The following is a 15553-nucleotide window of genomic DNA, read 5'->3' on the forward strand; positions in this document are numbered from 1 at the left end:
GATTTAATTTAATTATATATCAGGAGGAGGATTGAAGATATAAATAGCTGATGAGAATTTTTATCAAAAAGACATGATTGTTTCTTTATCAGATTGTAAGTTGATGCTAACATTAAAGGGGAGTGATTGATGGCGGGAGGATTATAAAAAGATGATGGTCACAAATGAAAATCATAAGGGAATACAGCAGATAGATTTTGTTATTCGCGGTGAAGATTACAAAAATGATGGAAAAATGAAATGGATGGTGTTGAATGACAATATTTTTGTCGGATATATAGACATATATTCAAGATTTCTTCCAAAAAGCATTTTTACGACATTTTCCACAATAAATGAGGGAAAAACACCAATTAAGATCAACTACTGTTTTCGTGGCCGTTGTGAAGTCAAGCTTGGCTCAGGTGCTACAACCTTTGTAGTGGGGGATGAACTCGCAATAGACTATGGAACTTCCAATAATGACGAAGAGGCTTTTTTCTATCCCTCATCGGAATATGAAGGGATAGAGATAATAATCTTTCCTGCAAAAGAAATGGGGAAAGAGCTTACTGAATTGGGTGGCGCAAAGACGATAAAAGGAATCACAAGTAAATTTTCAGACCGGACAATACCGCTTATAACAGTGTCTGACAATCGGATAAAAAGATGCATGGAAGACATCAGGGAGGATATCTTGAACTTCACGGATGAAAAGCTTTTAGAGACAGATGTTATTAAGATCCTGCTCTTACTGAAAGGTGTATCTTTTGATGCTGATAAAAGAAGAACATTCTGTACCGGTTCCCAGGCAGATATAGCCAAAAAGGCATTCGAGATGGTGAATGGGGATCTTTCAAAAAGATATTCTGCTTCAGAACTCGCATCTGTTTTTGGTGTTAGTGAATCCTCACTCAAGAACTATATAAGGGTTGTCTTTGGCAGAGGATATAAGGAACTGGTAAATGAGACCAGGATGAAAAAGGCTGCTGATCTCATTATAAATAGTGAAAAAAGCATGGGTGAGATAGCTGAATCCGTGGGCTATCAGAACCAGTCAAGGTTTTCGGAAGCATTTCTCAAATATCACAAAGTGTTACCGATGGAATACAAAAGAATGCACTACGTTGCTAAAAAGGATAAAAATACTATTTTGTTATAGAAAATGCAGATGTAAATAGCTAGAATCATGTATTGATGTTAGCTAATGCTAACGCTGACTGGAGAATGGAGTTGTTGCTGATTTTATAACGGGCGGAGAGAGAGGAGAAGATGGAAAAGAAGAAAAGCGTTATTACGCAGCTGTTTGAATATGCAGGAAATCATAAGTATTTTACGATCAGTTCCTGGATACTTGCGGCCATAAGCGCTCTTGTGGCACTGGCGCCATTCTATTATATATGGCGCATCATAAAAGAAGTTGTGGAGGTAAGGCCTGATTTTTCAAAAGCGACGCATATAGTATCCTACGGATGGAGTGCTGTGGGAATGAGCCTTCTGGCCATGGCCATATATATTGCAGCACTTATGTGCTCTCATGTGGCAGCCTTCAGGGTTCAGGCAGGCATGAGAACTGCCATGATGGAACATGTCATGAAGCTTCCCATGGGGTACATTGAATTCGAGGGAAGCGGAAAGATAAGAAAGATAGTAGCAGAGTCGAGCGCTGCAACGGAAACCTATCTGGCACACAGCCTTCCGGATAAGGCAGTAAGCTACGCAACGCCGGTTGGCCTTATTGCCATGCTCCTTATTTTTGACTGGAAGATAGGACTTATATGTCTTATCCCTGCGGCTCTTGCATTTGTCATGATGGGCGGCATGATGGGTGAAAAGATGCAGAATGATATGAAGGAGTATCAGAACGCTCTGGATGAGATGTCGGCAGAAGCTGTTGAATATGTCAGGGGTATTCCCGTTGTTAAAACCTTTGGTCAGTCTGTTTTTTCTTTTAAGAGATTCAAGGAAGCAATTGATAAATATGAAAAGTGGACGATAACCTACACAATCGGCATGAGAATGCCTATGATTGGTTTTACCACTGCGGCGAATGCAGTGTTCGCAGCACTTGTAGCCTGCAGTTTCATTTTTGCCAGAAATGGCGTAGCTGATACATTTCTTTATAATATTCTCTTTTACATCATAATCACGCCGATACTTACTGTTACTCTCATGAAGGTGGCATACGCCGGGGAGAGCCAGATGATTGTGGTTGATGCATTGAATAGAATGTATTCTCTTTTGGATGTTCAGCCCCTTGAGGAGACGTCAAATCCTAAGAAGCCGGCAGACAGCAGTATAGTCATGGATGACATAGTCTTTTCTTATGATGAAAATAAAGGCAATGCTATAGATGGCATAAGTCTGGACATAAAGCCGGGTGAGCATATTGCCTTTGTGGGACCTTCAGGTGGTGGCAAGACAACCCTTGCATCACTTATCGCAAGGTTCTGGGATGTGAAGCAGGGAAGCATCAGGATCGGAGGAGCGGATGTAAGAGATATTTCATCAAAAGAGCTGATGAAGAACGTTTCTTATGTTTTTCAGGATAGCAAACTTTTAAAGATGTCGATCCTTGATAATGTCAGGATGGGCAGAGAAGATGCCAGCGATGCTGAAGTTATACAGGCACTTAAGGATGCAATGTGCTGGGACATTATCGAGAAGTTACCTGAGGGGATAAATACAGTAATTGGAAGTAAAGGTACCTATGTGTCCGGTGGAGAGGCGCAGCGAATCTCCATAGCTAGAGCTTTTCTTAAGGATGCACCCATACTGATCCTCGATGAAGCCACTGCTTTTGCTGATCCGGATAACGAGATGATGGTTCAGAAAGCCTTTGCGAATCTTTCAAAAGACAAGACAGTTATCATGATAGCCCATCGCCTTTCTACAGTCGTTAACGCAGATAAGATCTGTGTCATAAAGGATGGAAAGATAGCTGAAAGTGGAAAACATGAAGAGCTGCTTTTAGCCAAGGGAATTTATAGTCACATGTGGAATGAGTACCAGAAATCTGTGGGCTGGAAGGTTGGTAAGGGGGCCAAAGATGATAGAAAAATTACAGCATAAGTACGCGCTCTCCGAGCAGGGAGCAAAAGATATGATAAAGGCATTTGCCGCGTGCACTCTGGCAAATCTGGCACAGATGATGCCTGTGGGAATACTGTTTATGATGACCGGGGATCTTTTGAATGGAGCACTCCCCAAAAATCATCTCGTGATATTTATTGCAGGATCAATAGTCTGCCTGTTTCTTGTGGCATTTACAGAGTATTTGCAATATAACGCCACTTTCTTTTCAACCTATATTGAGAGCGGCGTCAGAAGAAGGGCTTTGGCAGAAAAACTGAGGAAGATTCCGCTTTCTTTTTTCGGGAAAAAAGATCTGGCGGACCTGACAAATACTATCATGGCAGACTGTGCAATGATTGAGACGGCTTCATCTCATTGGCTTCCTGAACTTGTGGGGGCATTTATTTCTACCACCCTGGTCGTGATAAGCCTGTTTTTCTTTGATGCAAGAATGGCGCTGGCAGCCGTATGGGTCCTTCCTGTTGCTTTTTTCATCGTATTTACATCAAGAAATGTAATTCATAAAGTTAACAGAAGAGGAAGCAGATATAAGGTTGAGTGTCTTGATGGAATACAAGAGGCGCTTGAGACCGTAAGGGATTTAAAAGCATATAATGCGCAGGATGCCTATATGAAAGGTCTTAATAAGAAGATAAAGGCTGTAGAATCCCATAACATATTTGCAGAGTTTATAAATGCAGCCTTTGTCTGCAGTGCCCAGATGATATTAAAGCTGGGAATTGGAACTGTGGCAGTAGTGGGATCGGCACTTCTTTTAAAGAATGAGGTGAGCGTTATCACCTTCTTTATGTATCTTCTTGTAGTGTCCAGAATGTATGAACCGCTTCAGATAGCACTTCAGAATTTTTCTGCGCTTATAGCTACTGATACCCAGTGCGAGAGAATGGATGAGATCCTGTCTCACTATGAGCAAGACGGCGTTGATGTCATGACGAACAATGGGTATGATATTGAATTTAAAAATGTTCGGTTTTCTTATGAGGATGGAGAGAGTGTATTAAGCGATGTTAGCTTTACAGCAAAACAGGGCGAAGTTACGGCACTTATAGGGCCTTCAGGCGGAGGAAAAACTACTGTATCACGACTTGCTGCAAGATTCTGGGACATTGATGAAGGAAAGATCACCGTTGGAGGAATGGACATCTCAAAGATCGATCCTGAAAAACTTCTTTCCATGTATTCCATAGTATTTCAGGATGTAACGCTGTTTAATAATACTGTTCTTGAAAATATCCGAATCGGTAAGAAAGAAGCTACAGATGAAGAGGTAAAAGCGGCTGCCAGACTGGCGCATTGTGATGAGTTTATTGAGAAATTACCTGAAGGATATAACACACTTATCGGAGAGAATGGCTCTGAATTATCAGGTGGAGAACGACAGAGAATATCGATAGCAAGAGCTTTTCTTAAGGATGCCCCTATTATACTTATGGATGAGGCGACAGCATCACTTGATGTAGACAATGAATCTCTCATCCAGGAAGCGATCAGCGACCTGATAAAGGACAAGACGGTTCTTATAATTGCCCATCGTATGCGTACGGTCGATGGCGCAGATAAGATAGTGGTGTTGAAAAATGGAACGGTAGCCGAGTCTGATGCCCCATCAAAACTGCGAGGGAAGGATGGGATTTATAACCATATGTTGTCTGTTCAGATGCAGTCTGAAAACTGGAAAATGGCATAAATTTACCCCCAGGGGCTGATCTGATCTACAGGACAAGCAATTCAATGATAGTCTCTTTGGATTTAATATACATTTTTAGTAATCTTGGAATCTGAGGTAGATGATATTGTACAGAAACAAGCTGATTAACAGAATATACTGTTAATTGGCTTGTTTTTTGTTGAGGTACAGCCACAGGTGTGATGTTGCAATTGCTCTATACAAAGAATACTGCGGATACGGTATAGGAAAAGCTATGCTTCAGACTGTACTTGATGTTGCAAAGAGCATAGGCTATGAGCAGGCAGAGCTTGAAGTTATGGCAGAGAATAAGGATGCCATTGCTATGTATGAGAAGTTGGGATTTTTCTTTTTCATGAGAAACTGTCAGTTCCACAGGTCATATGTGTTATTATGATCGTAGTTGGAATTGCTGGATTAAAGCTATTGGTAAAGGAGTGAGGTGCACTATGTTTAGAAAGATGAGAAGATTTAAGCAACAGATTACAGATGAACAGTGTATTGAAGTATTGAAAAATGCAAAACGCGGAGTACTATCCCTGGTTGGTGATGATGGTTACCCATATGGTTTGCCAATTGACCAATGGTACTGTGAAGAGGACGGGAAGATTTATTTTCATGGAGCTAAGGAAGGTCACAAGATTGATGCAATCAAGGCCTGCGACAAAGCCAGCTTCTGTACATGGGATGAAGGCTACCGAAAGGACGGCGAGTGGGCTCTAAATATTAACAGCGTAATTGTATTTGGCAGAATCAAGCTTGTAGAGGATGAGGATACTGCAATAAAGATATGTACTCATCTCACAAAGAAGTTCACAGATGATGAAGAGTTTTTACAAAATGAACTGAAAAATGCACTACCGAGAGTACAGTGCCTCGAACTCATTCCTGAACATATGACAGGGAAACTGGTTAATGAATCTTAGGATATGGTAAAAGTCGCGAACCATTTAGGACTTATATTCGCTCAACAGAACTATTGCAGAGAAACGTGCAAACCATATTATAAATTCCTTGTATACAATGAGATGTACAGACTTTATGATGATAACGCAAAAATAGTATAGACAGTGATTTGTCAGTTAATTATACTTGCAACTAAAAATTTTCAGAGAGAGAGAAACTATAGATTAAATGAAGAAAGCAATATTTGTGGCATTTATGCTTACAATGACATTAGGAACAGTAGGATGCGGTGCGAAGAATGAAGACACCGATATAATTGGTGGAGCTTATGAGCCAACATCAATTTCTTTGCATTCAAACGAGAGTGAGCCTGTTATATTAGGAACGTGGCAGACAGCATCTATAGGTTATGAGGCTGATGGAGAGATGCAGCCTGAATACTATGTGCAGTTCACTGATTCAGAGATAATCTATGGACACAGGGAAAATGATGAGTTTGTTCCTGAATATGCGGATAGTATTTCAAAATTTGAGGAGCTGGCAGAGGGTGGCTATAAAATACAGGCTGAATCTGAAAGTGGAGTGCAGTATACTTATCAGTCCGCTGAGGGAGATGCAAATATTCTGGAATATTATGCAACATGGAATGAGGAAGAATTCTCAGATATGTACAGTGGCGGTTCATCTCTTAGCAAATGTGAATAGTGGAGAAATATATTGTTAGATGAAGGTAGCAGCTTACCTATATCTGCGCATTCAAGTCTGATATAGCCAAGTTTGCTTACATATATTTTCAACGATGAGCAGTCCTCCAACAAGTACAGCCGGGAAAAAATCGTAAGGAACGTGACCGCAAGTGTAGTTAAAAATATAATGATGTATGTCCGAAACATGAGTTAAAAGAAGAATAGTTATTCTGAACATGCATTTTACAATACCTGTAATCTCGACTAATGAGGATAAGGAATGGATGACAGACTGAGAAGGCAAATGGAGTTTGCTTTGGAGATAGATAAAGAAAAGAATGTATTCAGGCAGACCCATCTGTCAGGAAAAGGCAGAAATGAAAATGATGCGGAGCACGCATGGCATATGGCAATCATGGCATACCTGCTTAAGGAATACTCAAATAAGGATGTTGATATTTCAAGGGTCATGATAATGTGCCTTATTCATGACATAGTTGAGATTGATGCCGGCGATACGTATGCTTACGATAAAGAAGGGCTTGCTACCCAAAAGGAACGCGAGGATGCAGCTAAGGAAAGGATATTCTCGATTTTACCTGATGATCAGAAAAAGGAACTGATAGCTCTTTTTGATGAGTTTGAGGAAAATGAGACTCCTGAATCAAAGTTTGCGCATGCTATGGATAACCTTCAGCCACTTATACTGAATAACAGTAACGGTGGAGGAGACTGGAGAGAGCACGGTGTCACCAGGGAACAGGTATATGGCAGGCAGTCAAAGACAAGAGAAGGTTCAGAAAAGCTCTATGAGTTTACAGATAAGATCATAAGGGAACATATCAGAAAAGGAAATATCAAAGGATAAATGCTGTATGAAATGGTTGGATTTTGGTATGAAGCTCTTTCATACATATTGAATATAGCTGACAAAACTACGCAAAGTAGGAAATGTAACATTTTTCATCTTATATGTAAGATAAAGGTAGATAATCAGTTTGAAGATTCTGATTCTATCATGATATCGAATGAAAACCAAAGCGAAGAAGTTGCAGAAGGAGGAAATGAAATGAGTGAGGCTACATTATTGTTTCAGGGACACGCAAGCATGAGGATTATTACGGCAGAGGGAAAGGTTATCTATGTTGATCCGTTTGCCGGAGATGGATATGATGCTCCTGCGGATCTGATACTCATAACACATGGGCACTTTGACCATACGCAGACTGGTTTGATCACATCTAAGAATGCCGATTGTAGAACAATAACATATACTGAGGCACTTAGTGGTGGGCGGCATCAGAGCTTTGACCTGGGGTATGTCAATGTTGAGGCGGTTGAAGCGGGATATAACAAGAATCATGACGCAAGTGAGTGTGTGGGATATATACTCACATTTTCGAATGGTGCAGCATTATATCTGTCGGGAGATACATCAACCACGCCTCAGATGGAAGAACTTGCAGACAGAAAACTTGACTATGCTTTTATCTGTTGTGACGGTGTATATAATATGGACGTGACGGAAGCTATAGAGTGTGCTAAAACTGTCGGAGCCAGGCATACTATTCCATATCATATGATCCCGGCGGATAAGACAAATAACTTTGACCAGAAAGTTGCAGAGAGCTTTGAGGTACCTGGAAGGATAATACTAAAGCCGGGAGAAGAACTTGTGTTAGAAAAAGCAGATTGAAATTATTCTAAATATGACGTGGAACAGATGAGCGGAGAGATTTGGAGAGAGGAAAACGAATATGAAATGTTGTATTGCTTATGCTTCAACACATCATGGGAATACAAAGAAGGTTGTCAGGGCACATTACTAAGAACGGAGAGAAATAGATGTCAGTTAAAGAGGGGAATGTATGGCTAATGAAAACGGTACCTGGATTATGTATGGCGTGGAGTGGGATGACCCTGAATGTCTGCATACAGTCCGGGATGCAATAAATTACTTAAATGAAGTGGGATTTTTGCCACTTTTTAAGAACGATATTCCGGGATTCTCACTTGAGGAGCGTACTGTTCCGGAGTATTGGTGGTGCGGTGACCCAAAGGTGGATCCATGGGAGTGGCGTGAACTCATTGCCAGGAGCGGAGAAGTGGCATATGGAAAGTTTTTTGAGAAAAAAGCTGGATTCATATCCAAGGAATGGCTGCCTTTTTTTGCCAACTATAGGCGGGATGGCTATGATTTTGATGCGCTTTGGGATGATGAAAAAGCTTCCAGGCGTCAGAAGAAAATCATGGACTGCTTTGAAAAAGAGGACGAGCTGTATTCTAATGAACTGAAGCTGAGAGCTGGCTTTGGTAAAGACGGAGAAAAGGGATTTGATGGAACAGTCACGGATCTTCTTATGAAGACTTACCTTTGCGTTAAGGATTTCAGGCAGCGTAAGAATAAAAAGGGTGAGTTTTATGGCTGGCCAATAGCTATTTATTCCAAACCCGAGGCTTTATGGGGATATGATTATGTGACTTCGAGATACGATGAGTCCCCGGCAGAATCGGGTAAAACGATTGAGAAGCATGTAATGGATATGTATCCGATTGCGACGGCTGCTCAAATAAAAAGACTTCTTGGTGGGGCATTTGGTACAGAGGTAAGAAGTAAAAAGAAAAAGTTCAGACAGCCTAAGGAATGGATAATTCCTGCCAATCCAAAGTACTATGACATCGTGCATGCTTTCGATGATGAGACAATTATTAACTGGAAGCAGGGAGCGGGAATAATTGAAGGTGATACTGTTTTTATGTATGTTGGAGCACCGGTATCATCGGTTCTTTACAAGTGCAAAGTTATTGAAACAGATATACCATATGAATATTCTGACAGGAATCTTACTATCAAAGCGCTGATGAAAATCCAGTTGCAAAAGAAATATAATCCGGAAGAGTTTACTTTTGAAGTTCTTAAGAATGAATATGGAATTGCTGCCATCAGGGGACCTAGGGGGATTACCAATAGCCTGAGTGAAGCACTTAATTAAGTAAGAGAGTAATAGATTGGGAGTCGAGAATTCTGATTATTGTGTTTTAGTATTACGAAGAAGACAAGAAAAAAGTTTTAGTGGGGAATAATTGATGAACATACAAATATTTGGAAGCAAAAAGTGTAATGATACAAAGAAAGCGGAGCGTTTTTTCAAGGAGCGTGGCATAAAATATCAGTTCATTGATATGAAGGAAAAAGGCATGAGCAAGGGTGAGATGACATCTGTTGCAAGTGCTAATGGAGGCATCATGAATATGATAAATCCTGATGCAAAGGATAGAGATGCGGTTGCACTTATCCAATACATTGCTGATGAAGATAAATTGGAAAAGCTTTTGGAGAATCAGCAGATAATAAAGACACCGGTTGTTAGGAACGGCAAACAGTCCACACTGGGATATCAGCCTGATGTGTGGAAGAAATGGGAATAAGGATTGGCTGATAATAACTGTACATTTTGGTTGTCGAAGAAAAGAGATTTTAATCAATGGATTTTGGTAGAATTGAAAAGCTGAAAACAACATATTGTCTGGAAGCGCATCCTGAAGGGGGCTGGTTTTCTGAGTGTTATACATCCAAGGACGAAAAGGATTCACGGTCACTTGCCGGAAGTATTTACTTTTTGCTCGCTGGAGATGAAATTTCTCATTTTCATCAGATAGACTGTGATGAGATTTGGTACCACCATGAGGGATGTGCAGTTAAGATCACGGTTATAACTGGTGGACATATCGGTGAATATTTGCTTGGCCAGGATATTGAGAACGGCGAAAGGGCTATGGTTGTTATCCCGAAAGGAGCCATTTTTGCTGCAGAAAATCTCGATAAGAATAGTTACTGCTTCATGTCATGCGCTACAACGCCTAAGTTTAGATACGAATGTTTCAGGCTTGTTGGAGAAACGGAAATGAAGGAAATATGCGGAAAGGATGCAGATAAGATTTTGTATCTGGCATATAGAGGATAAGAAGCGTGTTAACAGAGAGATTGTTTTAGCGGTTACCGGCTCTGAAGGCTGGTGCGTTGTATGTAAGGGGTAGGAAGAAATAATCGGTGATGAAATAATTATGGATATATAAATGATGAGGGGGAAGAACTAATTTATGGAAAAATATATTGAAGGAAATAAGGCGGCATGGGAAGAGGCGTTTGACAAAAGAGATGGATCATGGGGTTCCGATATAACAGAGCGCATACAGAAAGAAGATTATCCCTTTTTTGAAAAAGAAATGGTTGATGTTTTACAAAACATAGATATAAATGGAAAGACAATCGGTCAATTCTGTTGTAATAACGGCAGGGAGCTGCTTTCCTTGGTGAAAAGCGGAAAAGCAGCGCAGGGAATAGGCTTTGATATTGCTGAAAATCAGATTGCCTTTGCAAACGAAAAAGCTAGAGAATTAAACCTGCCGTGTACATTTGAAGCCGTAAATGTCTACGATATTGATGAGCGCTATGAAAAACAGTTTGATATTGTGATCATTACTATAGGTGCGCTGTGCTGGTTTGAAGATTTGAATCGTTTTTTTGAAATCGTGGCTAAATGCATGAAGCCCGGAGGTTTGATTGTAATTAATGAACAGCATCCCTGCACGAATATGCTTGCAACTGAAGGGGATGCAGAGTTTGATCCGAATCACAGGATGGAATGTCATTTTTCATACTTCGAGCATGAATGGACCGGAAACGGCGGTATGTATTATATGACGCTGAAGAACTATCATTCAAAGACTTTTACCGATTTTACTCATTCGATGTCGGATATCATATCAGGTATGTGCAATAACGGAATTGTTGTCACAGGGTTACAGGAGTTTGATTACGATATTAGTAGCGGGTTTACTGCAATAGATCATAGCGGTTTTCCGCTCTCGATGATTGTGCAGGGGAAGAAAAAGAGGACTGAATGATTATTCAGGATATTGATAAAGGAAAATCCTTTGACTGGGGAAAAACAGCTAAAGATTGGTTTTGAGTATTTATGGATAAGATTACAGAAGCTATACAACGTGTGACCGGGATGGAAGGCATTTATGATCGGGCACTTAAGATAATGGATAATGTAGAGAACGATCAGGAAGAGTTCTTGAACTATCAGGCTGAGCTTATGAAACTTGCAGATTATTATTCCAGCCCAGACTGGAAAGATGACTTTGCTCTGGACGAAGAAGGAAAGCTTCCGCAGGATCTCAAGCGTGGAGTGCTGTCAGAGGATGGCGTTTACAATCTGCTTGAGAGAAACAAGGAGCTGCTAGATCAGAGACGGAAAAGTGGGAGTAATATTGGGATGAAGTATTTAAAATTGCTGAATTTGATACCGCTTATTATGTTCTTCATAATAGATAAGCTGAGAGGAACATTGATCAGCAGGTATTTACTGATAATAATTGTTGCGCTTGGAGTTGTGAATATGTTCCTTGCAAAAGGTATGAAAGATTATCTTATTTCATCGCTGATGCTTGTAGCATCGACTGTCGTAGGAATGATTATTTACACTTATTTTTACTACTATTTTGTCAGCGCTAACCCTGATGCTCCGATTGTTGGTGCGGCTATCATGATGGTTTATGGCTTTATCGCTTTTGCCGTGGCAGCAGTTGGAACTGTTGTGGTGGTCATAAAGGATAGGAAAAACAAGGAGAGATAAAGGAAAGGGTAAGTATGGTAAAGAAGATAGTAAGAGACCAGTTCTTTTTACAACAGAAGTCAGAGCCTGCAACTGAGGAAGATAAGCAGGTTGTCGAAGACCTTATAGATACATTAAGAGCAAATCAGGACAGATGCGTGGGCATGGCTGCGAACATGATTGGAGTAAAGAAGCAGATTATCGTAGTGGCTATGGGACCATTTATTTTCCCTATGATAAATCCGGTAATTACTAAAAAGACTGGAGAGTATCAGACTGAGGAGAGCTGCCTTTCGTTGGATGGCGTAAGGCCCTGCACAAGGTATAAAGAGATTGAGGTTGATTACCTGGATCAGGACTTCAAACCAAAGCATGGAAAATACAATGGTTTTACGGCACAGATAATCCAGCATGAAATCTCACATTTTTCAGGAGAGTTGATCTGATGAAGTCTAAGATGAAGAGATGCAACCGGAACACTATGTAGGGTTTGATGAAGTACTGGATATTGTCTGCTCATTTATTGAAAAAGTTTGTTGCTAACGATAAGGTAAGTGCTTTTTCAAATTACCTGAGGACAAGGGATGCAAAAGACCTTGGTAAAGCCAGGGACTATATTGCGTTTATTGTCGTCTCTGCACTTGGAGCAGTAATCGGAGGAAACAGCTCATTAGCTTTTGGTGAAAGGTCAATATGGACTTCGGCAGTTATTCGTGCAACAATTCCTTTTTTACAAAGTTAATCAAGGCGCGGATCATGTCCGGGTTAGCGCGGTAGTATACCTTAGTGTCTACCTTATCCAGGGTCAGCAGATTCTGATCAAGGAGAGCTGAGGTGTGGTGAGATATAGTAGCAGTGGTAAGCCTCAGCATTGATGCCAGTTGCGCACCGTATGCGGGCTGGTCCACTGTAGCTGACAAAATCTCAAATTTACTCTTATCTGCGAGGAGCTTGAGCATTAGGAGCACCTTGTCTTCATCGAGGGTGGCCTGGTTCTTCAGAAGGTCCTCTATTCTAATGGATGGATCAAAGATAGCCCCAATGTTGACTATCGCTTTAGGGGGCATGGAATCTCCTGTAAAGGATAATCCCATTGAAGCACTCTTTATATAAGAAATATAGACATCACATTCCTCAAAATTATTCTCAGCTTCAAGATCACCATAGAATTCCTTCATTATATATGCTGCCAGAGATGTCCTGTTAAGGAGACTCTCGAAGTGTTCAGCTACTCGTTTTCCCTTAGCAATAAGTTTTTTTTCAAACTTCTTAATAATCTTGGAAGAACGCTCCATCAGGGGGGCAAACTTCTCACAGTATTCCTTATGATGAATATAAAGCTTTTGCAGGTGCAATTTTTCAGCATCGGAAAAATCCATCTGCTGTATCAGATCAAATATCTCCAGGGCGGATATTTCGCCTTCAGTTTCTTCATCTACAGTACGGGAGCCAAAGGCCTTAACTTCATCATAAAAATCTCTGGCGTATTCAGCATCGGAAAGACCTTTAAGCTCATCATAATATTTTGAGACAGAGATCTCCCAGTGTGCGCTTTTTCCTGCCAGCATCATAATATTGGCAAAGGAGACTACGTTGTCACTAAGCTTATTCATGCCGCAGAAAAAGCGAATATCCTCAGAATCCTTGGAAAACTCAGCCCTGGCAGCGTCTTCAATCTCCTGGAGTAGCTCCACATATTTTTTTGCTTCCTCGTCCGGCGTGATGCCATATCTTGCAGCGATACTATTCATATATTCTGTTTCAAAGCCTGCCGGCTGAGCAATCATATTAAGTAATGTAATACTTTCAGGTACGTACTGTACTTCTAAATGAAACTGATTCATGCTGCCTCCCTAGTTTCTGCATTATCTGTAGTTTCCTGTTCATCAAGATTACCTTTTGCAATAAGAACGATGCAGAACACGATTGCCACAACCCCTGCGCCAAGAAATATCTGTGCCACATTTGTGAATTTAAGTAAACCACTGATGAGGCCTGCAGTTATGGGCATGATGGCTGACCCAAGGGCATTTCCGATGCTTGATGTTCTTGCAAGATATTCTTTATCAATTATACGATAAGACTGAACACCAAGGAACATGTTAGCGATTGTTATAAAAAGGCCAAGAATCGCGGTAAGTACAACAAGGAAACCAAGAGCGACATAATAATTGGTGTAAAGCGGTGATGCAGCAACGAGGATGAAATATACAGCGGTGATAACAACTGAAACCATTACAAGTACCATTTTTGAATCTAAACGCTTGTAAATCATAGGGAAAACCAATGAACCAACAAGCATGCTGGCAACGAAGGTAGCACCAAAGGCTGATAGAAAGAATGCATCGCCATGAAGCAGTTCGCTGACCATAGGAGTCTGAAGGCTGTTCAGTGGAACCAGAATTCCATTTAAGAAAAGAATTATCATGGTGATGGCAACAAGCTTTTTCTTGGTGGCGCAGTATAAAAAGCCGTCCTTAAGATCCCTCATATATACGGAAACATTGAAACGTTCTGCGTTTTTATTACTGTCATCCTTAAGCTTCATGGAGAAGATGATAAGAGCTGAAAGTATGAAGGTTATCATGTCAACGTAGATAGCTCCTGAGCTGCCGATAAGAGCGATTATAACAGCGGCAACGGCTGTACCTACAAGTTCAACGGTACCGGAAGCAGCTTTGTTGATAGACATGGCCTCGCCATAGAGATGCTCGGGAACAATCTGTGGGAATATAGCTGTTCCTGCAGGAACTCTGAAGGCCTCTGCGCTGGAGATCACAAGGCTCAGTACTGCGATCATCGGTGCATTCAGAAATCCCATGAGAAGTCCTGTTGCAATGAGCCCTACACATATAGCTCTGATAAGATCCGTTATCACCATGATCAGCTTCTTGTTCTGACGTTCAACCCAGGGACCTGCCAGGGGAGTCAGGATAATTGTAGGGATACGGTTCAGGGCATAAATAAGAGCTGACCAGCTGGCCTGACCTGTGATTTCATATACGATCCATGAAGACGCGATGGCATCCACTGAATCACCGAAGCGGTTGATGAGCTCTGCTGATAAGCTCTTACGATAGTTTCTGTTCTGGAATAATTCACGAATCTCTGCTTTCATATGGGTTCTCCTGCATTAGATATTTGTCTAATAGTTATTTGATGAATATAAAATATCATAATATTCGATGTGTGTCAAACATAAATGTTAGATATATATCTATTGATACATAAAATGCTATGCACTATTATAGAAAAGGGGCTGTCGCACTAAGAATTAGTGCGAGGCCCCTTTTTAGTGCTAAAAGTCTTGATTAACACAAAGACCAGGCTTCGAAAAGCCTGGTCTTTGCTGTAAAATATATTTATGCTACTAAATAAAATCTTACAAGGAAATTATAGCCTTTCTTCCTTAAATCATCAAATAAAACTTCCGCTCGACATAGTCCTATCAGTAGCAGATGACGATCCGGTACGCCTGGTAAGCGCATTCGTGGAGGAGATGGACCTTTCTGATCTTTATGCAACATATGAAAGAATCAGAAAAGGCCAGGCAACGCCCCGTCATATGATGAAGA

Annotated in this window: 16 protein-coding genes and 2 pseudogenes; 16 read left to right on the plus strand and 2 right to left on the minus strand. The window is 40.8% G+C overall.

What is annotated here, in order from left to right:
• Positions 1–151: 151 nt before the first annotated feature.
• The 15 genes and pseudogenes from T501_RS14170 (at position 152) to T501_RS14240 (ending at position 12720) form a co-directional block, all read left to right on the plus strand.
• Positions 152–1141, plus strand: a complete 990-nt coding sequence (locus tag T501_RS14170; RefSeq protein ID WP_050008324.1) for a helix-turn-helix domain-containing protein — start codon at positions 152–154, stop codon at positions 1139–1141.
• Positions 1142–1251: 110 nt separating this feature from the next.
• Positions 1252–3051 (plus strand): ABC transporter ATP-binding protein, encoded by a 1800-nt coding sequence (locus T501_RS14175; protein WP_044915520.1) that lies wholly within the window; start codon positions 1252–1254, stop codon positions 3049–3051.
• Entirely contained in the window at positions 3029–4762 is a 1734-nt protein-coding gene (locus T501_RS14180) for an ABC transporter ATP-binding protein (protein WP_044915521.1), read from the plus strand. Before T501_RS14175 ends, T501_RS14180 begins: the two co-directional genes overlap by 23 nt.
• A 163-nt stretch (positions 4763–4925) precedes the next feature.
• Positions 4926–5159, plus strand: a pseudogene (locus tag T501_RS20870) (GNAT family N-acetyltransferase); the annotation flags it as partial.
• Between the two features lie 52 nt (positions 5160–5211).
• Complete coding sequence (locus tag T501_RS14185) at positions 5212–5688, plus strand: pyridoxamine 5'-phosphate oxidase family protein (protein WP_044915522.1); 477 nt, start codon at positions 5212–5214, stop codon at positions 5686–5688.
• Positions 5689–5896: 208 nt separating this feature from the next.
• The gene (locus T501_RS14190; protein ID WP_044915524.1) at positions 5897–6373 is read left to right on the plus strand and encodes a hypothetical protein; all 477 of its coding nucleotides are present in this window, start codon (positions 5897–5899) and stop codon (positions 6371–6373) included.
• A gap of 261 nt (positions 6374–6634) precedes the next feature.
• Positions 6635–7222 (plus strand): HD domain-containing protein, encoded by a 588-nt coding sequence (locus T501_RS14195; protein WP_026511102.1) that lies wholly within the window; start codon positions 6635–6637, stop codon positions 7220–7222.
• 12 nt (positions 7223–7234) lie between these two features.
• On the plus strand, positions 7235–8050 hold the full coding sequence (locus T501_RS14200; protein ID WP_442856374.1) for an MBL fold metallo-hydrolase: 816 nt from the start codon (positions 7235–7237) through the stop codon (positions 8048–8050).
• Between the two features lie 172 nt (positions 8051–8222).
• On the plus strand, positions 8223–9347 hold the full coding sequence (locus T501_RS22595; RefSeq protein WP_081843173.1) for an AlkZ-related protein: 1125 nt from the start codon (positions 8223–8225) through the stop codon (positions 9345–9347).
• 94 nt (positions 9348–9441) lie between these two features.
• Positions 9442–9783: an arsenate reductase family protein gene (locus T501_RS14210; protein ID WP_026511103.1), complete on the plus strand. Its 342-nt coding sequence runs from the start codon at positions 9442–9444 to the stop codon at positions 9781–9783.
• A 56-nt stretch (positions 9784–9839) separates the two neighbouring features.
• Positions 9840–10319, plus strand: coding sequence for a cupin domain-containing protein (locus T501_RS14215; protein ID WP_044915526.1), 480 nt, complete (start codon positions 9840–9842; stop codon positions 10317–10319).
• A 136-nt stretch (positions 10320–10455) separates the two neighbouring features.
• Positions 10456–11262, plus strand: coding sequence for a class I SAM-dependent methyltransferase (locus tag T501_RS14220; protein WP_044915527.1), 807 nt, complete (start codon positions 10456–10458; stop codon positions 11260–11262).
• A gap of 71 nt (positions 11263–11333) precedes the next feature.
• Positions 11334–11999: a DUF4298 domain-containing protein gene (locus tag T501_RS20880; protein ID WP_081843174.1), complete on the plus strand. Its 666-nt coding sequence runs from the start codon at positions 11334–11336 to the stop codon at positions 11997–11999.
• A 14-nt stretch (positions 12000–12013) separates the two neighbouring features.
• Positions 12014–12424, plus strand: a complete 411-nt coding sequence (locus T501_RS14235) for a peptide deformylase (protein WP_026511105.1) — start codon at positions 12014–12016, stop codon at positions 12422–12424.
• 47 nt (positions 12425–12471) lie between these two features.
• A complete protein-coding gene (locus T501_RS14240; protein ID WP_044915528.1) occupies positions 12472–12720 on the plus strand; it encodes a YoaK family protein in 249 nt (82 codons plus the stop codon).
• Here T501_RS14240 and T501_RS14245 read toward each other — a convergent pair.
• Together T501_RS14245 and T501_RS14250 are read right to left on the minus strand one after the other, a co-directional pair.
• Positions 12686–13822, minus strand: a complete 1137-nt coding sequence (locus T501_RS14245; protein WP_044915529.1) for an ArsR/SmtB family transcription factor — start codon at positions 13820–13822, stop codon at positions 12686–12688. The two genes, T501_RS14240 and T501_RS14245, sit on opposite strands and share 35 nt — an antisense overlap.
• Positions 13819–15096 carry an MFS transporter gene (locus tag T501_RS14250; RefSeq protein ID WP_049945851.1) on the minus strand — a complete coding sequence of 426 codons (1278 nt, stop codon included), beginning with the start codon at positions 15094–15096 and terminating at the stop codon, positions 13819–13821. The genes T501_RS14245 and T501_RS14250 overlap by 4 nt, the downstream gene beginning before the upstream one ends.
• A gap of 246 nt (positions 15097–15342) precedes the next feature.
• On the opposite strand from T501_RS14250, the pseudogene T501_RS21925 reads away from it, so the two are divergent.
• Positions 15343–15553: pseudogene (locus T501_RS21925) on the plus strand (IS5/IS1182 family transposase); the annotation flags it as partial.

The sequence above is a fragment of the Butyrivibrio sp. WCE2006 genome, assembly GCF_000701985.1.
Lineage (GTDB): Bacteria > Bacillota > Clostridia > Lachnospirales > Lachnospiraceae > Butyrivibrio.